This window comes from Chitinophaga sp. Hz27, from assembly GCF_042263525.1.
Classification (GTDB): Bacteria; Bacteroidota; Bacteroidia; order Chitinophagales; family Chitinophagaceae; genus Chitinophaga.
Genome location: NZ_JBHKFJ010000002.1, coordinates 604,110 through 628,357 on the forward strand (window position 1 = coordinate 604,110; position 24,248 = coordinate 628,357).

20 protein-coding genes are annotated in these 24,248 nt (G+C 44.6%); 10 read left to right on the plus strand and 10 right to left on the minus strand.

What is annotated here, in order from left to right:
- The first annotated feature begins 64 nt into the window (after positions 1-64).
- The 3 genes from ACE38W_RS06350 (at position 65) to ACE38W_RS06360 (ending at position 3,392) form a co-directional block, all read left to right on the plus strand.
- A complete protein-coding gene (locus ACE38W_RS06350) occupies positions 65-1,297 on the plus strand; it encodes an NAD(P)/FAD-dependent oxidoreductase (RefSeq protein ID WP_375829563.1) in 1,233 nt (410 codons plus the stop codon).
- A gap of 88 nt (positions 1,298-1,385) precedes the next feature.
- Positions 1,386-2,447, plus strand: a complete 1,062-nt coding sequence (locus tag ACE38W_RS06355; protein WP_375829564.1) for an aldo/keto reductase — start codon at positions 1,386-1,388, stop codon at positions 2,445-2,447.
- A 24-nt stretch (positions 2,448-2,471) separates the two neighbouring features.
- On the plus strand, positions 2,472-3,392 hold the full coding sequence (locus ACE38W_RS06360; RefSeq protein ID WP_375829565.1) for a helix-turn-helix domain-containing protein: 921 nt from the start codon (positions 2,472-2,474) through the stop codon (positions 3,390-3,392).
- 63 nt (positions 3,393-3,455) lie between these two features.
- On the opposite strand, the gene ACE38W_RS06365 is transcribed toward ACE38W_RS06360, so the two are convergent.
- Both ACE38W_RS06365 and folK read right to left on the minus strand, forming a co-directional pair.
- Positions 3,456-4,085 (minus strand): deoxynucleoside kinase, encoded by a 630-nt coding sequence (locus ACE38W_RS06365; protein WP_375829566.1) that lies wholly within the window; start codon positions 4,083-4,085, stop codon positions 3,456-3,458.
- Positions 4,086-4,095: 10 nt separating this feature from the next.
- Entirely contained in the window at positions 4,096-4,575 is a 480-nt protein-coding gene (folK, locus tag ACE38W_RS06370) for a 2-amino-4-hydroxy-6-hydroxymethyldihydropteridine diphosphokinase (RefSeq protein WP_375829567.1), read from the minus strand.
- Between the two features lie 85 nt (positions 4,576-4,660).
- Between folK and sppA the strand changes: the two genes are divergently transcribed.
- The 5 genes from sppA to ACE38W_RS06395 all read left to right on the plus strand — a co-directional run bounded on the left by sppA (position 4,661) and on the right by ACE38W_RS06395 (position 9,338).
- Entirely contained in the window at positions 4,661-6,412 is a 1,752-nt protein-coding gene (gene sppA, locus ACE38W_RS06375; RefSeq protein ID WP_375829568.1) for a signal peptide peptidase SppA, read from the plus strand.
- Between the two features lie 106 nt (positions 6,413-6,518).
- Complete coding sequence (locus tag ACE38W_RS06380; protein ID WP_375829569.1) at positions 6,519-7,625, plus strand: ABC transporter permease; 1,107 nt, start codon at positions 6,519-6,521, stop codon at positions 7,623-7,625.
- Between the two features lie 39 nt (positions 7,626-7,664).
- A complete protein-coding gene (locus ACE38W_RS06385) occupies positions 7,665-8,198 on the plus strand; it encodes an SRPBCC family protein (protein ID WP_375829570.1) in 534 nt (177 codons plus the stop codon).
- Between the two features lie 3 nt (positions 8,199-8,201).
- Positions 8,202-8,732, plus strand: a complete 531-nt coding sequence (locus ACE38W_RS06390; RefSeq protein ID WP_375829571.1) for an SRPBCC family protein — start codon at positions 8,202-8,204, stop codon at positions 8,730-8,732.
- 111 nt (positions 8,733-8,843) lie between these two features.
- Complete coding sequence (locus ACE38W_RS06395) at positions 8,844-9,338, plus strand: DUF2911 domain-containing protein (RefSeq protein WP_375829572.1); 495 nt, start codon at positions 8,844-8,846, stop codon at positions 9,336-9,338.
- Between the two features lie 94 nt (positions 9,339-9,432).
- On the opposite strand, the gene bioA is transcribed toward ACE38W_RS06395, so the two are convergent.
- From bioA to ACE38W_RS06425, 6 genes are all read right to left on the minus strand, one after another.
- Positions 9,433-10,716 carry an adenosylmethionine--8-amino-7-oxononanoate transaminase gene (gene bioA / locus ACE38W_RS06400; RefSeq protein ID WP_375829573.1) on the minus strand — a complete coding sequence of 428 codons (1,284 nt, stop codon included), beginning with the start codon at positions 10,714-10,716 and terminating at the stop codon, positions 9,433-9,435.
- A gap of 220 nt (positions 10,717-10,936) precedes the next feature.
- Positions 10,937-13,489 (minus strand): ATP-binding protein, encoded by a 2,553-nt coding sequence (locus tag ACE38W_RS06405; protein WP_375829574.1) that lies wholly within the window; start codon positions 13,487-13,489, stop codon positions 10,937-10,939.
- Positions 13,490-13,884: 395 nt separating this feature from the next.
- Positions 13,885-15,840, minus strand: a complete 1,956-nt coding sequence (locus ACE38W_RS06410; RefSeq protein ID WP_375829575.1) for an LTA synthase family protein — start codon at positions 15,838-15,840, stop codon at positions 13,885-13,887.
- 60 nt (positions 15,841-15,900) lie between these two features.
- Positions 15,901-17,883 carry a TonB-dependent receptor plug domain-containing protein gene (locus ACE38W_RS06415; RefSeq protein ID WP_375829576.1) on the minus strand — a complete coding sequence of 661 codons (1,983 nt, stop codon included), beginning with the start codon at positions 17,881-17,883 and terminating at the stop codon, positions 15,901-15,903.
- 63 nt (positions 17,884-17,946) lie between these two features.
- On the minus strand, positions 17,947-19,212 hold the full coding sequence (locus ACE38W_RS06420; protein ID WP_375829577.1) for a sensor histidine kinase: 1,266 nt from the start codon (positions 19,210-19,212) through the stop codon (positions 17,947-17,949).
- A gap of 13 nt (positions 19,213-19,225) precedes the next feature.
- Positions 19,226-19,897: a response regulator transcription factor gene (locus ACE38W_RS06425; RefSeq protein ID WP_375829578.1), complete on the minus strand. Its 672-nt coding sequence runs from the start codon at positions 19,895-19,897 to the stop codon at positions 19,226-19,228.
- Positions 19,898-19,995: 98 nt separating this feature from the next.
- Here ACE38W_RS06425 and ACE38W_RS06430 point away from each other — a divergent pair, with 98 nt between their 5' ends.
- Positions 19,996-20,757: a patatin-like phospholipase family protein gene (locus ACE38W_RS06430; RefSeq protein ID WP_375829579.1), complete on the plus strand. Its 762-nt coding sequence runs from the start codon at positions 19,996-19,998 to the stop codon at positions 20,755-20,757.
- A gap of 6 nt (positions 20,758-20,763) precedes the next feature.
- Here ACE38W_RS06430 and ACE38W_RS06435 read toward each other — a convergent pair whose 3' ends face one another.
- The gene (locus tag ACE38W_RS06435) at positions 20,764-21,726 is read right to left on the minus strand and encodes an HAD family hydrolase (RefSeq protein WP_375829580.1); all 963 of its coding nucleotides are present in this window, start codon (positions 21,724-21,726) and stop codon (positions 20,764-20,766) included.
- A 160-nt stretch (positions 21,727-21,886) separates the two neighbouring features.
- Between ACE38W_RS06435 and ACE38W_RS06440 the strand changes: the two genes are divergently transcribed.
- A complete protein-coding gene (locus ACE38W_RS06440) occupies positions 21,887-22,519 on the plus strand; it encodes a hypothetical protein (protein ID WP_375829581.1) in 633 nt (210 codons plus the stop codon).
- Between the two features lie 78 nt (positions 22,520-22,597).
- On the opposite strand, the gene ACE38W_RS06445 is transcribed toward ACE38W_RS06440, so the two are convergent.
- Positions 22,598-24,238 carry a SusD/RagB family nutrient-binding outer membrane lipoprotein gene (locus ACE38W_RS06445; protein ID WP_375829582.1) on the minus strand — a complete coding sequence of 547 codons (1,641 nt, stop codon included), beginning with the start codon at positions 24,236-24,238 and terminating at the stop codon, positions 22,598-22,600.
- Between the last annotated feature and the right edge of the window lie 10 nt (positions 24,239-24,248).

Below are 24,248 nucleotides of genomic sequence, written 5' to 3' on the forward strand. Positions count from 1 at the left end.
ATAGCAAGTTCAAAAGATTAAACTTATTATTGCGCGAAATTGTGAAGTTTTTAACAAGAATTTAATGAGTTTGAAGCGTAAAAGGCTTATTGTCACTGGTGGCGGCGCTGCGGGATTTTTCTGCGCGATAAATGCTGCACGTATGGCTCCTGACCTGGAAGTATGGCTGCTGGAAAAAACCGGTAAGCTATTGTCGAAGGTGAAAGTGAGTGGGGGAGGGCGTTGTAACGTTACGCATAATGCGCCGGATATAACCTATATGACTAAACGTTATCCGCGGGGAGGCAACTTTGTAAAAAAGGCCTTCGGACATTTTTTTGTGCCGGATACACTGCAATGGTATAGCGACAGAGGCGTGAAAATCAAAGCAGAAGCGGATGGCCGTATGTTTCCTGTTACGGATGATTCGCAGACAATTATAGATTGTCTGCTACGTGAAGCAGATAAATATCTTGTCAATATAAAAACAAATCAGGAAGTCAGTGCCCTGGAACGGCTTCCAGATGGCAAATGGCGCCTACAGTTGCAAGGCGGCCAGCATATGGACGCTGACTTTGTATGCATCGCTGCTGGTGGCTATGCCCAGGCAGGGAAATTCCATTGGCTGGAGCAGACAGGCCATAGCATTGTGCCGCCGGCTCCCAGCTTATTTACGTTCAACATGCCCGGCAATCCAGTGACGTCCTTGATGGGCGTGGCTTCGGAAGCCTCGGTGAAAATAGCTGGTACCAAATTACAACAACAAGGCCCGCTGCTGATCACGCATTGGGGCATGAGCGGACCGGCCATATTACGCCTGTCGGCATGGGGTGCCAGAGAATTGCAGGACCTGCAATATACCTTCACCACTATTGTTAACTGGGTGCCTTCCTACAACGAAAACTCCCTCCGTGAAGAATGGCCTGCACTCCGAATGGAGCTAGGCAAACAAAAGATACATAACCGTAATCCATTCCAGCTGCCACAACGCCTATGGCAGTTTTTACTCCAACAAGCAGGCATCAACGAAGAAATGCGCTGGGCAGACGTACCTTCCAAAGAACAAAACAAACTACAAAAATTGTTGGTGGGTATGGAGTTTCCAGTGAAAGGTAAAACAACTTTCAAAGAGGAATTCGTGACCTGCGGCGGTATTACGCTTAGTGAAATCGATCCTAATACCATGGAAAGCCGTATTGCACCAGGACTGTTCTTTGCCGGCGAGGTAATGGATGTTGATGGCGTTACCGGCGGGTTTAACTTTCAACATGCCTGGACCAGTGGCTTTATTGCCGCCAAAACTATCTCCACCAGGTAGGTAAACCGTATTCGGTTACATTATTCCCTGATACGGATACAGCTATGCGATCCGCCTGATAGACCTTTGTCAAAAAATAAAGGATATTATGACGGATTTACATAACTACAGGACACTTGGCAAATCTGGACTTCGCGTAAGCCCACTGACATTAGGTACTATGACTTTTGGCCTGGATTGGGGATATGGCGCCAGTCCTGAAGATGCTAAAGGCATCCTGGCTGCTTATCTGGAACAAGGCGGTAATATCATAGATACGGCAAACATCTATACAAAAGGGCATTCTGAAAAAATCATAGGCGATTACCTCCATGATAGCGGCATACGCCGTGATAGCCTGGTTTTATCTACTAAATTTTATGGCCATATGCATCCCGGCGACCCCAATAGCGGTGGTAACAGCCGGAAAGCGATGATCGTAGCGCTGGAAGATTCCCTGAAAAGACTACGAACAGATTACATCGATTTATATTGGGTGCATGCCTATGATCCATTTACACCGATAGAAGAAACAATGTCGGCGCTGCATGATGTGATACGTGCCGGAAAAGTACGTTACATCGCGGTTTCGGATACCCCGGCCTGGAAGATAGCACAGGCGCAACTGCTGGCAGAATTCCGCGGCTGGTCTTCGTTTATAGGCTTGCAGGTAGAATATTCTTTGCTGGAAAGAACGGTAGAAGGTGACCTGATACCAATGGCACAGGAAATGGGCCTTGGCGTTATGCCTTGGAGCCCATTGAAACAGGGTGTTTTATCTGGTAAATATACCCGCGGAAATAATGGCCAGCAGCAAAGCAACAGGGCTATGATGCATGAAATGTCCGAAAGCACTTATGTAGTACTGGACCGCCTTGCCGCCATTGCAGCAGGAAGGGAAGAAAGCGTGGCCGCCGTAGCGCTGGCATGGGTGAATGCCAGACCTGGTGTGACTTCCACCATCATCGGTGCACGTACTATGGAGCAGTTGCAGCGCAACTTGCGGTCGCTGACTATTTCCCTGACCGCAGCTGAAATAGCTTCACTGGACGAAGTATCTGTACCACAATTGAATTTCCCGTATCCAGTGTTACAATTCGCAGGTAATATCGGCCAGGGAGGCAATACAATCAATGGCAAACCTTCGATAAGACCCGCCATCTTACCATAAAAATAAACGTCTTAATTTTGGCATATGAAACCTCAAGAGAAACCTGAACTGATGGTATTTCATTCGATCTCGGAATTGCACAAGGCTGTAGGTGTAGCCCCGCCCAAACATCCGCTGATTGGGGTTATCCGTTTCAGTGATATGCAACCTCGTTTTCCTTTGTTGGAAAGGCAGATCAGGTACGACTTTTACAAAGTCTCCTTTATTGAGCATGCTGAAAGTAAGATAGGATATGGGCAGCGTTACTATGACTTTTCAGAAGGAGGCCTTTGCTTTATCGGACCTAATCAGGTGATTACAGATGATGGCGTTTCCCATGGACTGACAGGGCTGGCATTCTATTTCCATCCTGATCTGCTGGCAAAACATCCGCTGGCACAAAAGATGAAGCAGTACCGCTTTTTCGGCTATGAATTGTCGGAAGCATTACATCTTTCTGAAAAAGAAAAAGCCATTATTACTAATATTTTCAGGCAGATAGAAGAGGAGTTAGATTCATCTATTGATGGGTTTAGCCAGGACTTACTGATTTCCTATATTGAATTGTTGCTGAACTATAGCAATCGCTTTTATAACCGCCAGTTCCTGACAAGGAAGGTTGCTAATAATGATCTGTTGGACAAGGTGGATCAGCTGCTGACGAACTATTTCGATGATGGGGAGGCACAACGTACCGGATTGCCTACAGTACAATTTCTTGCGCAGCAGTTGCATATGTCGCCAGATTATTTGAGTGATATGTTGAGGGCTTATACCGGGCAGAGTACCCAGCAGCATATCCAGACCAAGCTGATAGAAAAAGCGCGGGAGTTATTGCTTAATACAGATTTGAGTACTGCTGAAGTAGCGTATGCACTTGGGTTTGAGCATCCTCAATCTTTCAATAGAATATTTAAAAAGAAAATGGACGTTAGTCCGATGGAGTTTCGTCAGTCTTTTAATTAAGATGATGGAGAGATAAAAATCGCGATTTATTCCTGCTGATGGAATGAATCGCGATTTTTTTATTTAAAACTTCAGGTAATGAACGCCTGGTTCATAATCCTGGTCAAGAGCTTTCAGTATGTTATTGAAGTCTTCCGGGTTACGGAGGAAATCTACTTTGGTAGTATCGATTACGAGTGTGCGAACAGGGTGTTGTTTGATATATTGCCAATATACATCGTGCACGCTGAGCAAGTATTCATCGGGAATGGATTGCTCATAGCTGCGGTTCCTGTTTTTTATATTCTCTTGTAGTTTGGTTACAGGCGCGTTGAGGAAGATGAGCAATTCCGGTTGTACTAGCTGAGGATTGATGATATCAAAGAGCTTTTGATAGAGCGAATATTCTTCTTCTGGCAGATTTATTTTCGCGAACAAAAGACTTTTGATAAAGAGATAATCAGAAACGGTGACATCGCTGAAGAGGTCCTGCGATTGCAGCATATCTTTCAGTTGCTTGTATCTTTCCGCCATGAAAAAGAGTTCCAGCGGGAAGGCGTATTGCTCCGGGCTTTTATAAAAAAGGGGCAGGAACGGGTTGTCGGCAAATTCTTCCAGGATCAGTTTAGCCGAAAATTGTTTAGCCAGCATGGTTGCCAGTGTTGTTTTTCCCGCTCCAATATTTCCTTCAACCGTAATAAATTTATAGCGCATGTATCGACTTTTATAATTTGTTTGCCGGCAGATCGTCCGGGCAGCTTAGCAGCAGTTCACTGACTGTTTTATGTAGCACAGGGTGTACGTGGTTAGGAATTATTTCTTGCAAAGGTACCAGTACAAACTGGCGCAGATGCATTCTTGGATGAGGAATTTTTAATTCCGGGAAAGAGATGATTTCATCGTTAAAGAAGATCATGTCTATATCGATCACCCTGGAACCCCATTTCTCTTGTCGCACCCTTCCTATGGTCCGTTCAATGTCTAACAGTGTATGCAGTAACGTTAGTCCGTCTTGCATGGTATTGATCACCAGTGCCTGGTTGAGATAATCAGGCTGGTCCACTACGCCCCAGGGAGCTGTTTGATAAAGGGCTGATTGTTTAACCACCTGACCGGCCTGCTCATTGATAAGCTGTACTGCCTTTGCCAGGTTGATTTCCGGATCGCCCAGATTGCCACCTATAAGTAATATTGCTGTATTCATGTATATTTCAGGCCCCAAAAGTAGCCATATTCCGTATTTTTGAAAAAATGTATCTTTCCACCCAGTTTCAACTTAACTTAAAAACATGCGTTTTTTTAAAGTATTCCTTGCATCCCTGCTGGCATTCTTCGTATTTACAGCGATTGGGATTATAACCCTGATGGTCATGATTGGAAAGGCAATCACCCCTGAAAAAGTTACTGTAGCCCCTAACAGTGTGCTCGTCCTGGAAACCAGCCAGGGCTATGAAGAGCAGCAGCAGATTAATCCACTTGGACAATACCTGGGTGAAGATGGTACCGTTCCTGGCCTGTTCCAGACCGTTCGCCTTATCGAAAACGCTACTGATGATGACAACATCAAAGGTATCTATCTTAAAGTAAATGGAAATGGAAATGGCTTTGCTACAAACGAAGAGCTTCGTCAGGCACTCACCCGTTTTAAGAAATCCGGCAAATTCGTTTATGCTTACGGAGAAGTGATGGGTCAACAGGATTATTACCTGGCTTCCGCAGCTGATAAGGTTTATCTGAACCCTAAAGGCGGTATCGATTTTAATGGCTTTTCCAGCCAGATCATGTTCCTGAAAGGTACGCTCGACAGGTTGGAGATCAAACCGGAAATTTTTTACTGTGGTAAATTCAAGAGCGCTACAGAGCCATTACGCGAAACACAGATGACCGAAGCTAACCGTGCACAAACTACTCAGTTCCTGGGTGAGCTGTATGGTACCTTCCTGACTGATATTGGTGCTAATCGCAAACTGGATACCGCTACCTTACACGGATACGCCAACCAGGCCTTGATTCAGGAACCTGACGATGCGCTGAAATACAAACTGGTAGATGGTCTTAAATACGACGATGAAGTACAGGCCGAGCTAAGATCTAAGCTGAACATCAATGCAGATACTAAGATCAGTTATGTGTCGCTCTCTAAATATAATGATGCTACTACCTTAGACGATGGCTCAGGCGATAGCAGAATTGCTTTGATCTATGCAGAAGGCGATATCGTAAGTGGCGATTCAGAGCGTGATCGCACCATTGCCAGTGATAATTATATTCGTGATATCCGCAAAGCCCGTGAAGATAAAAAAGTGAAAGCAGTAGTTTTCCGCGTAAACTCAGGTGGTGGTAGTGCGTTGGCATCAGAGATTATCTGGCGCGAGCTGTCGCTCACCAAAAAAGTAAAACCTGTCATTGTTTCTATGGGTGACTATGCTGCTTCTGGTGGTTATTATATCTCCTGTATGGCAGATAGTATCTTTGCGCAACCTAACACCCTCACCGGTTCTATCGGTGTATTTGGTGTGATGTTTAATCTGCAGGATTTCTTCAATCATAAGCTGGGCGTAACTTTCGACGGAGTGAAAACTGCCGAATATGCTGATCTGGGTACTATGGGCCGCCCAATGACAGACGCAGAAAAACGCCTAATCCAGAATGGTGTGGACTCTACCTACGCCACTTTTAAATCAAGAGTAGTAGCTGGAAGGAAACTGGCGCCAGCCATTGTAGACAGCATTGCGCAAGGTCACGTATGGAGTGGTGTGCAGGCTGTAAAACTCGGACTGGTAGACCGTCTGGGAGGTATTAATGATGCACTGAGCAGCGCCGCTAAAGTGGCTAAACTGAGTAGTTATCAATTGGTGGAATATCCAGAAGTAAAACCTTCTATCTCCAAAGTGCTGCGTAGCATGGGTAATAAGGTAAGTACATCTATGGTGAAAAAAGAACTTGGTGAAAGCTATGATATCTACCAGCAAATCAAAGACGTGAAAGCGTTGCATGGTCAGGTACAGGCTAAAATGCCTTTTGAATATAAGTTTTACTAAAAAAACATTATATCTCCAGGGAGATGGGAATTGCGCAGAGAAATGAAGCGTAATTCCCATTTCTTTTTTATGTAGTTTTACGCGATTTTTTAAAAATGCAGATCAGATGAATGGAGCTAAGTACAGTCAGTGGAGAGCCATGTTTGCCATTACAAAAGGAAGCCTGAGAGCTACTTTCAGGAGTCCGTCGTCCGTGGTATTCAGTCTTGCTTTTCCGCTGGTATTTATCCTTGTGTTTGGATTTATTGGAAACAGTACGGTTTCTATAAAAGTAGGGGTAGATCGTCATACGGATATCAATACAGAATATTATAAGTTGTTGGAAACCAACAAAACAATTAAGCTGATCACTGATAATAGTGAGGCGGAGATGGCGGAAAGTCTTAAAAAAGGCAACCTGGTAGCTATTCTGAATATTGAGTCCCAGACAGGTGCAGATGGGCATGTGAAGTATAATGTGCATGTAAAGACGTCCACTGCTACGGATGCGAATAAAAACAACATACTGATGTCGGCGCTGAGAGGCGTTACTGGCCGTATGGACAGCCAGGAATATCCAAGACCATCAGTGGCTGCTATTATTCCGGAAGTGGTGCCTGGTCGTATTTATAAAACGATTGATTTCATTTTGCCGGGGCAGCTGGGCTTTGCTTTGATGAGCGGTGCGGTGTTTACAACGGCTTTCCTGTTTTATGGCCTGCGTCAGACGCTGGTGCTGAAACGTTTCTTTGCAACGCCTATTAAAAGAGGCTATATCCTTTTCGCGGAAGGCTTGAGCCGCACGTTGTTTCAGCTGATTAGCTCTGTGATAATCATCGGATTGGGTCACTTTGCATTTGGATTTACACTGGTAAACGGATTCGTGACCTTCCTGGAAATGCTGGCCCTGTCGGCCTTTGGCCTGATTGTATTCCTGGGCTTTGGCTTTATCGTGAGTGGTATTGCCAGAACAGAAAGTACCATTCCTTTATTCGCAAATATCATTACCCTGCCGCAGTTCTTGCTGGCGGGTACATTCTTCCCAATAGATTCATTCCCTGGCTGGTTGCAGCCTATTTGTAAGATCATGCCACTAACTTACCTCGCTGATGCACTACGTGAAGTGGCCTACGAAGGCAAGCACCTGTGGAATGTAGGCGCCGATATCGGCATCCTGGCATTATGGGGAGTTATCGTATATGCGGTAGCCGTAAAAGTATTTAGATGGGAGTAAGCAGGCTTTTGTTAGCTTTGTTATACTAAAACCCTTCAGATGCAAGCTTTTTTTATTGTCCTGGGTGCGCTGATAGTACTGATACTGGGCTTATTCGTGTTCAGTATGCTATTATCATCTTCGGTGAAAGTCGAGCGTGCTTTACTTATCCCGGCACCTCCGGAGCGCATTTTCCCCTTTGTTAATATTATGAAGAACTGGGAATTATGGTCGCCCTGGAAAGACATTGATCCGAACGTAAAGATCACCTATGGTGAAAAAGACAGCGGTGCAGGTGCCGGTTACAGCTGGGAAAGTAAAGACCGGAAAGTGGGAAAGGGTAGTGTAGTCATCACCGTTTCTAAAGAAAATCAATATATCTCCACAGAAACTGATTTCATGAACATGGGTGTAGCCAAAGGCTATTTCCGGTTCGAACCTGCTCCTGGTGGCACCTTGGTGACCTGGAGTTCTGTAACTGATATGGGCCAGCACCCGGTACGCAAGCTGATAGGGCTGATGCTGGACAAATGGATAGGAAAGGATTTTGAAAAAGGGTTGAGCAACCTCGCAAGATTAGTAGCAAAACAATAAATTATGAGATTTTTAAAGTTAGGGATTATCAGTGTTGTGGTATTTGGTGGCCTGATATTTCTCGGCTCCTTGTTACTGCCTACAACGGCTGTTGTAGAACGTACAGGAGTAATTCAGGCGCCTCTTGATGTAGTCTATGCACATATTGGCGACCTGAAAGCCTGGGAGCCATGGAATCCCTGGTTTAAGCCTGATTCAACAGCTACGCTTCAGTTTTCTCAGCAAACCAGTGGCACTGGCGCCTGGTATACCTGGGAAGGCAGCCGTAGCAGCGGTAAAGTCACCATCCTCGACAGTGATCCTAAAAAAGGCATTCACTATTCCATGGATGTTAAAAATATGAAGCCAGTAGATGCTGGCATTGAGCTGAAACCTACCGCCGACGGGAAAGCAACCGCCATCTTCTGGCATATGCAAACCCACCTGGGCATGCTACCATGGTGGAAATTGAGAGGCTTTATGGCAGATAAGATCTTTGGACCTGCTATGGACCAGGGACTTACCACCCTTAGCCAGATTTGTGAAGGAAAATAACCAGTAAATTGGTGGAGTTATTTTACCATTAGTCAAGAATGACAGATATTTAATCTTATTAATATTTAAATTGGTTCATCCTCTTATTCTAACCACAATAACTCGAATCAAATGAAAAAATTATTAATGGCCGCTTTTTTCACTGCAACTGCTACTGTAGCTTTTGCTCAGCAGGAACAGCGTAAAAGCCCACACGTTACAGCAGAAAGTAAAGATATAAAAGTAGTTTACGGTCAACCTTCCAAAAATGGCAGAGAAATTTTTGGTAAGCTGGTACCTTTTGGCCAGGTATGGCGTGCAGGTGCTGATGAAGCTACTGAAATCACCTTTGCTAAGGACGCTACTTTTGGCGGTAAACCTGTAAAAGCTGGTACTTACACCTTATTCACCATTCCTGAACAGAAAGAATGGACTATCATCCTGAACACTACCCTGAAACAATGGGGTGCGTACAGCTATGATAAAATCAAGGACAAAAATGTACTGGAAGTAAAGGTTCCTGCTGAAAAAGTGAAAGCACCAGTTGAAAAACTGACTTACACCGTAGGTGCTAAATCTGTTGATATTGCCTGGGATGAAACGAAAGTAGCTATTCCCGTAAAGTAAGTACTGATAATAAGTTCGTAAAAGAGGATGTCTCTACTAAGTAGAAACATCCTCTTTTTTATTTTGTCATAAGGATAGATACCTGCTTTATATTTTATTTTAAGTGAGATGTTATCAGCGTAATGACCGATTGATAAACTGTTTCCAGTTGAAGGTCTGTAATACAGTATGGTGGCAGGATATAAAGCGTGTTTCCCAATGGCCGCAGCATTACCCTGCATTCTCTGAAATAGGTGTGCAGCATGGCGGCGATATTATTCGTATAGCCGTCTGCGTTATCTGTGATAATGTCAAAGGCAATAATAGTTCCTTGTAGTCGCGCGTTTTTAATGCGTGGATATTCCTTCAGCTGCTGCATGAACTGCTGATGAGCAAGATTTATGCGCTGACGATTTATCATGCATTCAGGTGCGGTAAACAGATCCAGGCTTGCCAGCGCCACAGCGCATGCCAGTGGGTTGGCGGTGAAAGAATGCCCATGGAAGAGTGTCTTCAGCTTATCATTGGATAAGAAGGCCTCGTAAATTTCGCTGGTACATGTGGTAACGCCCAGCGCCATACTGCCGCCAGTAAGGCCTTTGGAGAGGCAGATCATATCAGGTGTAGCGCTGCAATTTTCCATGGCGAAGTTTTTGCCTGTACGCCCGAAGCCTGTCATCACTTCATCTGCTATCAATAAAATATTTTTCTCTTTACAATGATGCAATAGTTTATCGAGCGGGCCTGCTTCATACATCAGCATGCCGCCAGCGCCCTGAATGAGCGGCTCAAAGATGAAGGCCGCAATATTATTAACACCTACTGTATCTATCTGCTGTATTATTTCTTGGATATTATCTGCTGTAGGCAGATCTATAAATGCTACTTCAAACAATAGTTCATCGAATACTCTTGTAAAAACACTTCTTCCACTAACGCTCATGGCGCCGAAAGTATCGCCGTGGTAGGCGTTTTTGAAGGCGAGGAATTTATTCCTGCGTTGGCCTTTGTTATCCCAGTATTGGAGTGCCATTTTCAGCGCTACTTCCACGGCCGTAGAGCCATTATCGGAAAAGAATACACGTTGCTGCTGTCCTGGAAGAATCGGTAATAAGCGCTCTGCCAATTCTACTGCTGCGGGATGCGTAAATCCGGAAAAGATCACATGTTGCAATTCATAAGCTTGCTGGGCTAGTTTTGCAGCAATATGTGGATGTGCATGTCCATGAATATTGACCCACCAGCTAGCAGTGGCGTCTATATAGCTGTTGCCCGCTTCATCGAAGAGGAGGGCGCCTTCTCCACGTATGATGGCAATAGGCGGCGGGGCTGTCTGCATCTGTGTATAAGGATGCCAGATAACCTGTTGATCGCGCGCCGATAAAGATGTTTGCTGCATAAGTTGGAATTAGGTGAGGGGCGAAGGTAGGTGCTGGGCGAGGAAGGTGGGGGTGCCGGTTTGGATTTTTTGGATATGCCGGTAATTCTTTTTGCATGCAGCCCCTGGCTTGAGCAGCAATGACGGACGTTGATGGCGTCTGTCATTTGCTACGCTCATAAATGAAATCGGTCCACCGTTGGTGGACCGATTTCATTTATGAGAATAAGGTTTGCTTTATTTATACATAATGATGTGCAAGTGCTTTATAAAGATCTGAAGCTGCATAAGGTTTAGGCAGCAAGTCCGTAACCTGCAGCATAGCTAATTTCTCTGCAACTTCCGGCATAATATCCGCTGTAAGCACAATAATGAAAGCATTGGGCTGTATCATTTTGATATGTGGTATCGCCTCATAGCCATTCATTTCCGGCATATGCAGGTCTAGTATAATACCATCAAAGGTTTGTTCTTTGAGTCTTTCCAAAGCTTGTTTGCCATTAGTAGCAGTAGTTACTTTAGCGCCTGATTTTTTCAGCTGCATTTCCAGTATGCGTATATTGATGACATTATCTTCTACTATCAGCAGGTTCATATCCTGTAGGAATCCGGGAGCCCATTGCTGGCATCTGTGTTCGATGCTATGCGTAACCGGGATATCGAAACCCAGCGTGAAGGCGAAGGAGCTTCCTTTGCCTGGTGCGCTGTCCAGTGTGATATGCCCGCGTTGTAATTCTACCAGCTTCCTGGTGATGGCAAGGCCAAGGCCTGTACCTCCATGCTGCCTGGTAGTGGCGGCATCTGCCTGAGAGAAGGTTTCAAACACTCTGTCGTGCAGCTCTGCAGGTATACCGATGCCGGTATCTCTAACGGTAAAGCATATATGTGTTCTGTTGCCATGACGTTCTTCCTGGTGAACTTCTACACAAACAGATCCTTTAGAAGTAAATTTAATTGCATTGTTGATCAGGTTATTAAGTATCTGCGCCAGTCTTACAGGATCACCAACTATATTCTGTGGCAATTCGTGGTCCAGTGCAGTAAATAGTTTGATGCCTTTGCCTTTTGCCAATGGTTGATAATTGCTGGCAATGCCATGTATCAACTGCGGTAGATTAATAGGAATATGTTCCAGTTCAATCTTTCCTGCTTCTATCTTACTAAAATCGAGTATGTCGTTGATAAGTCCGAGGAGGTGTTTTGCGGAGAACTGCAGGCTATGTACCACCTCTGAATTATCTGTCTGGTGGTTATCTTCCAGAATGCCTGCAATACCGATGATCGCGTTGAGGGGCGTACGGATTTCATGGCTCATCACAGAGAGGAATTCACTACGTGAATGTGCTGCTTTTTCGGCTGCTTCTTTTGCTTTCAGTAATTCAAGTTCTGTAATTTTCTGATTGGTGATGTCCATGATAATGCCCCTGAAGTGCGATATTTTACCATTGGTAAAAATGGGCATGCCTACTGTTTTTACCCATGTAGGGGTTCCTTTTGCAGATTGATGTCGTAATTCGAGACAGTAAGGTTTATGATGTTCAAACAGATTTTTTCTATGTTCTTCGAAGACGGCCCTGTCGTCTGCATGGTAGTATTTGGAGCAGGTGGCTAGTGAAATGTCGTGGTCATATGGTACTTCTCTGAGATCATATATCTGTTTTGTCCAGAAGAGTTCACTGGTGGCGGTATTGAATTCCCACCCACCGATGGCGCCCATTTGCTGGCTGATATTGAGGAGATGATTATTTCTTTCCAATTCGGATTTGGCCTGTTGAAGTGCCAGTTCGTCCATCTTACGTTGACTGATATTTTTAACGAGGATCAGCAATCGTTTAGGGGCTTCAGGATGTTCGGATTTGATGAGCGACATCTTCATACAATACCAGTGATTGACATCCTGTCGAATATCTTTGTATTCATATTCTAATGGTTCGCCGGTACCGAGTACGGTATCTGCGAGGGAATCGAAGATGGTGGCCAGTTCGCCCATAACATCACAGATAGGTCTGTTCAGTACCTGGTCTTTAGGTTTAAAGAGAAACTTCTCATCGTTGCACCATACTTTGGTAAAGATCTTATGTTCATTGAGTTCGAACACGATATCATCCAAAGTGCTTACGAGTGCTTCCAGATCGGCGGTCATGCGGCGGTTGGCCTTTTCTATGCGGTTGCGTTCCTTTTCCTGGTTATTAGCGAAAAGTAAAGTGGCATAGGTTTGAACTAGGGGCTTTAAAATATCAAAGGTGCAAGTAGAATAGCCTCCAGGCTTATTTCCAAGGCCTATGATACCGATCAGCTGTTGATCATAAAGAACAGGTATTCCAATAAAAGACCGCAATCGCGGTATATGGTGTGAAAACTCCAACAACAGATCGTCGGGGAGTGGATTATTATTTAGTATGGGCAGTTCTGTTTTAATGACTTGCCTGGCTAAGTTTTCCATTTGGAGGAAACGAATGCCGTTGTCATTTTCTTTACCAAATTTCTTTTTCATGTCGCGCACCCAGTTGTTATGACTGATGGCATGTGTGACAATAAAAGGGAAATGACTGCCGTCTGTTTTTATTTCTCCTACGAAACCACATTCGCTTCCGGTAAGACTCATCAGGTTATACAGAAATGTTTCCAGGGTGGCGCCGGGGTTTCTGTGGAGCGCCGTGGTTTGGTGCATGCTACAGAGCATGGACATGATGCTGTTAAGCTGTGTAAGCTTCAGCTGTAGGTCAGCAATGTCAGAAATTTCTTCTTCCGCTACAGCCATGGGTAGCAATGCAGGTACGGTTGAAGCCAGCATGAGCGATTTGGTTTTAGTTGAATTAAGGCCTGGTTTTTCATTCAAAAGCAATCACGGCCGCAGCATGGCAGCGTATAGTGATATTTGCCCTAAACACTGGGAAAATTGATAAATGTCAAGTTCTGATACACCGAAAGGAGGCAGTTAGTTATGCGGGGAATTATTGGTTAGTGTCCTTGCTAAATGTTCTGTGGTATCCTTAATAAATTCTTGTGGTTTCCTTTGCAAAAAATTCTTGTGGTTTCCTTGGGAGAATAAATTTACTAAAAATACAATCACTTCCAACTTTTTTTATTGCACATAACTGGTGCGTAAGATGTGCAGAAGTAACAGAACAAAAAAAAGCTGGTCTCTATTCAATAGAGACCAGCTTTTTATGTTAAGAGTTGGTAATGTTATTTTTTTCGCATGCCACCAGTTTTGAACAGCGAATAGGCTGTTTGGTAGTTAGCGACTGCTTTATGGATCATGGTGCTGTCTGGTGCGATGGTTTGCAGATCACTAGTTTCATCTTTCACATTGAAAGATTGCGCTTTGCGTTGCGGACTAAGGATTACCAGCTTTCCTGGTTCCAGGTAACCGAGCAGTTGATAGGTGCTGATCATGGCTCTTGGCTTATAATCTGCTGCCAAAACGTTCTGACCGTATAAGTTTGTATTATAAGACCAGTGCAGGAGTCCTAACAGGGTAGGGTATATATCCAGCTGGGAGCACATTACCGGGATTTCTCGTGGTGTTTGTTCCGGAACGTTATACAGCATACACGGAATATGATATTTGCTCACTTCTATTTCGTTCTTACCTGCACTGCTGGCGCAATGGTCGGCCACAAAAACAATGATGGTATTTTTAAACCATGGTTTGTCTTTGATACGTTTCAGGAAATCACCAATAGCATAATCTGTATATTTCACGGCGCCTTCTCTGCTGGTATGCGATGGTATATCTATCTTACCTTCCGGATAGGTAAACGGACGGTGGTTAGATACTGTCATAACGAAATCAAAGAAAGGCTTGCCTGCTGCATATTTTTCATCCGCATTTTTAATAACGCCGGTGTAGATATCTTCATCACAGATGCCCCAGGCATTTTCGAAATGAACGGCGCTGTCTGGGTAGTTGGTACGTTTGGTAGGGAATTGATCACCTACGAAGCGGTGACGTAGTCTGTCCATCACATCGAAACCATTGTTACCAAAGAACTGGTTCATGTTATCGAAGTAGCCATCGCCGCCATAGAAGAAGGTTCGGTCGTAGCCTGCCTGTTCAAAGATGGTACTCAGTGAAAAGAGGCCTTCATTATTTTTTCTTCTGACGATACTCTGCCCAGGTGTTGGCGGAACTGCCAGTGTAAGGGCTTCCATGCCTCTTACTGTACGGGTGCCGGTAGCATACAGGTTGGTAAACAGGATACTTTGTTTGGCGATACTGTCCAATACAGGTGTAATTCCTTGTTTGTTCCCGAAACGTGTCATGAAGTCGGCGCTGAAGCTTTCGATAGTAACCATGATAATATTAGGTCTGGCTACTACCTGGGCGGTATCTGTTATCTTTCTGTAAATACTGTTGCCATCTTCCAGGAACTTTGTGTCTGGTGTCTGCAATAAGGAACGCATGTCTGCAAATGCCTGATTATTGCCTGTTTCCAGGTAATATTTATCATAAGGCAGTTCATTATTTACATAAGCAGAAACAAAAGAGTAAATACCTGCTTTGGATAATTCCTGCTGGTACCTGTTTTTGCCGGTTTCTGCCCAGGTATTGCTGACGAGGTAAATATGGAGGAGACTAGCACCTGCAAGGATAGCGGTCATCAGCAATCTTTTTTTGAAGGGCGTATAGGATTGGAAGCTGGCTTTAAAATTGCCTCTTTTTGCCAGCAGCCAGGTAAGCAGGGCGGTGAATCCAACAACACCGCCTATCAGCAATGGTAACGGGTATGACTGATTGATATTGCTGATTACTTCGTAGGTATACAGCAGGTAGTCTACCGCGATAAAATCAAATCTGGCTGAATATTCTCCCCAGAAGGTGAATTCTGCAAAAAAAGAAAATATAGTGATCAGCAATGCGAGGAAAAATCCGCTGTAAGTGAAAATCCTATTGAACAAAGTGTTGTTAAGCCTTTGTGGTAGTATTAACAGGTACAGAGAATACAGCAGTGTAAAGAACAGGGACACGCCCAGGTCGAATACAAAGCCTTTCACAAAAATGCTGATGATGCCTCCGAAACTCAGGCCGGCGTCGGGCAGTGCCCATACTAATAATGCCACCCGGACCAATGTGGACAGTACAAGGAATAGCGCGATATAACCGAATAAAACGGAATATCTTTTAAAATTAGGTGTCATTTTAGCTCAAAAAGTTGCCGCGCGAAGGTACACCGTTGGATTAAATTAAGATTAAATTTTTTACAGATCGAATTTTACAGAGAAATTGACAACTCGGCCATCTACAGGGCCCCATAATGGTACAAACTGCGGATTGGTCACAGTGCCGGTATACAGTGGCTCGTGTTTACCCTGGCGGGCATCAAAGAGGTTTTCTCCATTTAATACCAGGGTGACATGATCGCCGATTTTACGGGAGATCATAGCGGCCCAGAACCAGTAGTTTGGCGTTTTCTGATTATTGTAGTCGTATTGGTTGCCTATCCAGCTGTTTTCAATCCCAAAGCGCCATTTCTCCTTCAGTTCATAGGCAAGGGTGCCTGCAAATTTATCCTGTGGGGCGAAGGCTACATGTGTTTTCAGATCGTCTGTATAGCGGGTAGAGGTGTGGTTATAGCCGAGATATAATTCCACATGGTTGTATTCGAGACGTATATAGGTGTCCGTGCCCAGGCTCCTGGTAGCAAATGGTTGGTTTTGCAGCACATACATATCTGGTCTTGTTTTGTCTGGAACAGGCAGGATAGGATTGTTGATGTGCGTGTAATAGAACGCCTGGTTCAGGGTGATGTCCAGTTTATCGATTTCAGTATGCCAGTTGCCATCGAAGTTAACGCCGGTGCTGCGTTCGGATTGCATACCGTTGGTCAGTGGTAGTACGTAACGGTAGCCGATGGTCTGGGTTTGTGTGGTAAAAATAGCTGGTGATTTATAGCCGGTACCAGCACTGAGTCTGATGTTGATATCATCTGTAGGCTTGTACATGAGGGCGAGTCGTGGTAATACATACCAGCCGAAAACGTTATGGTAGTCGGTACGTAGGCCGGCTTCAGCCAGGAATTTTTCAGAGAAGTGGTATCCATCCTGGACAAAAGCACCTATGGTGTTATAGGAGTAGTTGCCGATGAGAGAGCTGTCAGGATTGCCTCTGCGATAGTTTTCGGAGGTATTGTTGATGCCAACCACGAAGTCGTTTTTCTCGGAGGCCTTGCTGTAAGAAGCTTCTACGTAGCTGTTGGTTTGTTTACCGGTGAGGATAAAGCTGCCTTCGTTGTTGGTAAGGTTATAGAAGCTGCCATTACCTTTGATGGTGAGCACGCCACCGCCGAGGTTACGGCGTGTCAACTGGAGGTCCAGGCTATTACGTTTACTGTCATTCAGTTCCGTATATACGTGTGTCGCGTCTGCATGGCCGTCGAGGACTTGCATGTCGCCGCCTTCTCTTTTTTCGAAGGTGCCGGTATAGCCCAGTTGGAGAGTGGTATTAGGGTTGGCGTACCAGAAGAGGCGGGGATGAACTACGTACTGGCGTATGCGTGGTACATCGCTGAAGCCGTCTTTATTGACGTCTACAGGATTTTGAAGGGTGGTGCCCCCGAAGAAGGTCATACCAAATTTGCCCCATTTCTGAGAGTAATAGGCGTTGAAGTTATTTTCTTTCAACGTGGTGGTATTGGCCAATATGGTGAGTTCCGGCTTGGCACCAGGATTTTTGGAGATGAAGTTGATCATCCCGGCGATAGCGCCGCCGCCATAAAGGGTAGAAACAGAGCCTTTAATGATCTCGATTTGCTTGAGGTCCAGCGGTGGAATGGCCAGTATACCGAAGTTGCCGCTAAGTCCTTCATATACGGGTAATCCGTCTCTGAGTAGCTGGGTATATTTTCCATCCAGGCCCTGCATGCGGATGGCATTGTTGCCATTGATAGCCGAAGTATTCTGTACGTGAATGACGGACAGGTCGCCAAGGATACTGGCCACATTGCCTGGTTTGATGCTACTTTCTTCTATCATTTCTTCTTTTCCCAGCACTTCCACTTTCATGGGCAGGTTTTCAATCCGGCTGTTGGTACGGGTAGAGCTGATGACAACAGAATCCAGTTCTACAGTTTTTGTGATGGTGTCTTTAACAGGGGTAGTTGTAGGTTTAGGCGCTGGCTGCTGGGCCGCTGCTGTGAGCGAAAAACAGGTCAGTCCTATCATCGAAATTGCTTGCAATCGCATAGGAAAATAAGTTATTAGGATACAAAGAAAGGAAGGGATTTTGGAGTAATTCTGTGGAAGCAGCTAACGTGTAGCTGTTACCGTGAAAATATGTTGATCATCTTCATAACTGTATTGTAAAGATAATCCACAGGTATCTGTTATTTTTTTGGAGATGGCCAGGCCAAGTCCATTAGAGTTAGAATATCCCTGATTATTCTTTTTGAATCGCTGAAATACAGTGGCTGCTGGTATTTCCGGGAAATCTGATGTGTTGGAGATGACCAGCTTGTCTTCCTGCAGTAATATATTAATACAACCGTCTTCTTTATTGTATTTGATCGCATTGCCCAGGAGGTTGCTGATCAGGATATCCGCGAGAGCCGGATGCAATTGCCATTGTGCCGGGCCAATAGAAACATCTACATGCAATTGTTTCTCTTTAATTAATTCTTCAAACAATTGCAGGTATTTATCTGCAACGGCTGCAATATCTGTTAATGCAGTAGTGGTAAACTGATGATTTTCTATTTTAGCCAGCAGTAGCAGGTTATGATTCAGGCGGGATAAGCGTTGCAGCTCATCGCTGCTTTGTGCGATGGTCTTGAGCTGTTCTTCAGTGAGCGTATCATCTTGTATCAGCAATTCCAGCTTGCTTTGCACGATGGCCAGTGGTGTCTGCATCTCATGGGCTGCATCTTCCGTTAATTCTTTCATACTCACATAATCCTGATAAATACGTGTAGTCATGCTGTTTAGGACAGTATTGAGCTGATTGAACTCATGGATATCAGAGGCGGGGAACTGTGGACTATCCATCTGGCTAAGCTGGAGGCCACGTAGTTTATCAATGGAGCGATAAAAAGGCCGCCAGATATTTCTGCTGATAAAGAAGTTAGAAAGAATGACGAAGAAGAGAAGTCCGCCGAAGGCCAGCAGCATTACATGAATAATGTTTTTGAGCAGGTCATCTTTCTCAATTAATGATTTGCGCAAGGTCAGCTCATAGTGCTGACCATGGATGTCGATTACCTGTGTGAGCTGACGGAAAGGCGCATAGGCGTTTTCAGGCTCCTGATAAAGTTTGATGCCTTTCAGCTTATGTTTGGGTTGTATGTCTTTGGTGGTGGGGGTAAGACTGAATTCCGGTGTCTGTACTTGCAGGATTGGGTTGTTGACGCTGATGGTGTCGATGTATCGAAGCCACTGGATTTTGTCGTTCACAAGTTCTTCGTCCGTTTCATGTTTTATTTCCTTGTTGAATTTGGTGAACAGGTAGAAGGCGCCGACTGCAAAGATCGGCAACATGATAAGGAGAAAGATGAGTGTAGAACGAGTCAGTAGTTTCATGATAAGCTATTGATCAGCCGAAGCGATATCCGGTGCCATAGACGGTTTTGATATAGTCTTCGCCGCCTGCTTCCAGCATTTTTTTGCGTAAGTTTTTTATATGTGTGTAGATAAAATCGTAGGATCCTGCCTGATCATAGGCATCGCCCCATAGGTGCCCGGCCAGGGCCGATTTGGTGATCACCCGGTGTTGATTAGCGATCAGGTAGATGAGCAGCTGGTATTCCTTGCCGGTAAGTGTGATGGACTTATCATGGATCAGCACTGTTTTGCTGGCTGGCTTCACCGTGATTTCATTGAACTGGATAAGCGTATTACCATCGAAGTTTTTGCGACGTAACAGGGCATTGATACGGGCGTTTAGCTCAGAAAGATGGAATGGTTTGGTGAGATAATCATCCGCCCCGAGTTCCAGGCCTTGTAGTTTATCTTCCAGCGAATCTTTGGCAGATATGATAATGATGCCGGCGCTGGAGCTCATCTGTTTCAATTCTTTCACTACATCCAGACCACTACCGAAAGGCAGGCCAATATCGGCTACGATACAATCATAGTCGAACTCATTGACTTTATTAATAGCATCCCTGAAATCCGTAGCAATTTCACAGACAAAGCCCTGGTGCTCCAGATACTGTTGTATGGCCGTCCTAAGCTCAGGTTCATCTTCGATGATAAGCACTTTCATGTAACAAAAGTATTAATAATCCCTGTAGGAAATCTGTAGTAGATATATAAGATACCGATAATCTGATTATCTTATGGGAGAAAAGATAAATTTGACCAATGAACAGAGAGACGACAAAGCGGGCGTTTGTATTATCGGGTGGGGGTGCACGTGGTTACGCACACCTGGGGGTGCTGAGAGCTTATGAAGAGCTGGGCGTGTTGCCATCGGCGATATCAGCTACCAGCGCGGGATCTATAGCCGCAGCATTTATTTGCGACGGTTATAGTACAGATGAGATCAGGGCAATTTTCAAAGAATTTAAGCTGGGACTATCAATGCAGTGGAAGAACTGGCAATTGGGTTTTTTATCACTGAAGAAGCTGGAGCAGGTATTGCATCAGACTTTGCGGCATAAAAATTTTGAGGAGTTGAAAGTGCCGTTGTATATCACGGCTACTAATTTTGGAAGCGGGGACCAGAAAGTTTTTGATAAAGGCGCAGTGATACCAGCGGTGCTGGCGGCATCTTCTGTACCTATGCTTTTTCAGCCTATTGAAGTGGATGGCGTACAGTATGTGGATGGTGGTTTATCCAGCAATTTGCCCATAGAGCCTTTACAAGGAAAATATGAAAATATTATTGGTGTGCATGTAAATCCACTGACGCCATTGAATACCTCCGGCGGATTCCTTTTTAACCTGGAACGTACGTTGCATCTGGCTATACGGGAGTCGGTACTTAAAAATAAAGCACTGTGTCATGAGTTTATAGAGCCTTCGGGACTTGGTAAATTTGGTATGTTTGATTTCAGTAAATTTGATGAAATATATACTACCGGCTATGAGTATACGAAAAAAATGTTGCAGGCCGGATCTTAGTGTTTATTAGGGAAAGATGACGTTCCAGTCATTCTTCATACTGATGATTTCCCAGTTGTATTGGTGTGCCATATTAAGTGATTTATTATCTTTTTCCTGGTAATAGAATTCTCTTTCAGCGTCGTCATGATTGACGATGAGCTGCAGGGATTTGTACTGGTTGCCTTGTGAGAAGCGCAGCATATATACATCTCCTGCGCCGCCTTCATTGCCGCAGGCGAGGATGGGCCTTTTACCGATATGATACTGTATGCTCACCGGTTTTTCCTGTTTGTCATTGAATACGAACATGCCTGGCAGTCTCATAATATCATTGACACCAGCGCTATCGATGTACTGGTACTTCAATTCAGATCCCATTACACGTTCTGAAGGGATATTATACAGCGTGTCTGTAACTACACGCATAAAATCTACCGTGCCGCCAGAGCAGATGAAGTTTTTGAAACCATGAATACGTAAGTATTCCAGCAGTTCCAGCTGGGGTTTGTAAACGGACTGATAGAGTGGTGTTTTAAGGGTTGGATGTTTAACGGTTTGGAAGAACAGTGCGACTTCATTTCTAAATTCGGTGGCTGTCATGCCGGAGTGTGTGATTTCAAAGAGTTTCATGATTTCCGGCATGCCTGCTTTTTCGAAATATTCTTTATTATGTTCAATTACTGCTTTGAAGGGTTGTTTAGTTTTGAGTGCAGGGTTTTGCAGTACCATCCTATGAATACGGAATATGGCGAAGAGTCCTTGTATGAGTGGCTTTTCTGCCCATAATGTACCATCATTATCGAAGGTGGCTATACGATCTTCTACCGGTACAAAATCAGGACTACCAACGGTGCATACTGCCGTTACAAATGCAATGATATGTTCTTTCACGGGGCCGTTGTTCCAAGAGGGGAGCGGGTCTTCCTGTGCCTGTGTACGAATGGACAGTATCAGCAACAGTAACAGTAATGGGTGTAGGATTTTCATAGTAACAAACATTTAATAGTTAACGGGGTATATAAACTACACCTATTCGCCGCAATTGTTTAGGCGGGGCGGTTTTTGCAGTGGTGTCTTTCCTGTGTAGCCGCAATAAACAATCTGCTATGCTGATTGGTTTAAGTGGATAAAATCCCTGTTGTTTAGGTTGTCCACTATATTACTGCGTATATTGCTGGTAGTAAGCCTGCTGTTGTGTGCCTGTAATCCTTTACTGGCGCAGGAAGAGGAAGCTGATAGCTCCTGGAGTTTTTCGGTATCCGGATCTGTTACCGTTACACCACATACTGATGTGATATTATCGCCAGGTTTTTCTGCCGATCATAATTGGCTGCACCTGGAAACACGCTATAACTATGAGGATATCCGGACGGTATCTTTTTTTGGAGGGTATTGGCTGGGCGCAGGGAACAAGCTTCGATTGGATGCTGCGCCTATGCTGGGCTTCGTGATGGGACAAACGAATGCATTTGCGCCGGCGCTGGAGTTTACGCTTACCTACTGGAAGTTGAATTTTTATGCAGAGCAGGAATTGATTATTAATTATACCGGAAAGGAGGAGAGTTATCTGTATTCCTGGAATGAACTAACGTATGAGGTTACACGAAATTTATATCTGGGTATATCCGGGCAACATACCCGCTTGTATCATACTGCTGTAGATATTCAGAAAGGCCCTATGGTAAAGTATTTGTTTGGAAGATTTACCGGAACATTATATGCATTTAATCCTTTTTCTTCAGATAATGTATTTGCGGGAACTATCTCTATGGATTTCTGAGTGATGGCGGTTATTGCTCTGTATAATAAGAAAGCCATCTCTCGGGAGATGGCTTTCTTATTGTTTTTATGAAGATGTTTATGGTTTATCCCACCAAACCGGTTTGTTGAGGTAGGTAGGTTTTGCCGCATCAGGATCGAGTTTCAGTACTTCTGCGATGTTATAGTTGATTTCGTAGCTGGCTACAGCAAAGCGGCGAGGCCAGTCTGTTGCATTAGGGTATGCCTGCACATTCACCGCAAACGGGCGTTTGAAGCCTTTGTAAATGCCTACTGCTTCGTTGTAAACGCCACCACTTGCAGTACAATAATCCATACGACGCATATCTACCCAGTTTTCAGGAGAGAAAGACATGGCGATGAATTTCTGTATCATGATATGGCTCATGGTTAGTGCGGCAGGGTCCTGGATTACAGAAGAGCTGGCGAGGAATGCATCGATAACCGTAGGTTTGATGCCCAGCAGATTCATATGAGAGCGCATACCTGCTTTGTACGCGGCCAATGCTTCTGTTTTATTATTCATGCGGAATTTTACTTCTGCTTCTATGAAGCGCATTTCGGCATTGGTTAAGAGTAATGCCTTAGCGCCTCTGCGTGTGTACCATGAACCGGTAGACTGGATACGTTGTCCGGCGGTAGGTGCATACGGTGTTTTACGCAGGGTGATATAAGCAGAATCGCTGAGTGGGGAGCCGGTAAAGCTATTGGTGGCAGTGTTGAAACTTACTGAATTAGGGCCGGCAGAGATGCTTACATCTACGCCTTTTGTGCGCACCCAGCCATTGTCTACAGACATATTGGGCAAGATGGTATCGATACGGGGATCTTCCATATTATTGGCTCCGGTAGGTGCACCAGTATAGTTATTGCTAAGGTAGTCAACATATAGTTTGGCAAATTTTGTAGAGAGACCGGTATTGCCATATTGTTGGGCTTCTTTAGATACATCTGGAATGGCCGGGCCTTCATCGACATACTGCATGATAGTGCTTTGATTATCGGCTTGTGGGCCTTTTGTCAACGCATCCAGGATGGCTTGTGGATTGTAGTCGGTTTTTTTGCTGAGATGATTCAGGAGTCTCGCTTTTAATCCGTAGGCAAGTTTAATCCACGTATCTACGTTACCGTTATTCAGGATATCGCCTTTGGCTAATGGAGGAGCGGTAAGCCCCTGCGTTTTCTGGAGGTCAGCGATAGCCTCGTCCAGGAGGGCCATGATTTTAGTTTGTACATATGCGCCATCATCGAATCTCGGCGTATAGGTGTTTGGATCAGCAAATTGGTCGTATACTACCATGCCATAGAAATCATTCATGGTAGCAAACCCCCAGGCTTTGATGATTTTTGCAGCGCCGATATAATGCCAGGCTTCTACTTTTTTTGCAGCAGTGATTAGTGGATCAACATTTACTGCAGCCATCACATACCAGGTTTGCCATGGGTAGTTGGCGCTACCGCTGGACTCAGAGAGCCAGGTGGTAAGTTTAAAGTTAGCGACGCCTTGAGAGTTAATATATGCCAATTGCTGTGTAAGAAATGCGGACCTGGTACCGGCAGCTTCATAGGCGTAATTAAATTGGCTGATCAAAGGTGGCAGGCGCATTTCTGCGGTGGGTACATCTGTTGTAGCCGTATTTGGATTGTCGTTGACGTCCAGCCATTTTTTGCAGGACGTGAAAGTGGTGGCAAGGCCTATAATGATGATAAGTTTTTTCATGATTCCCTTG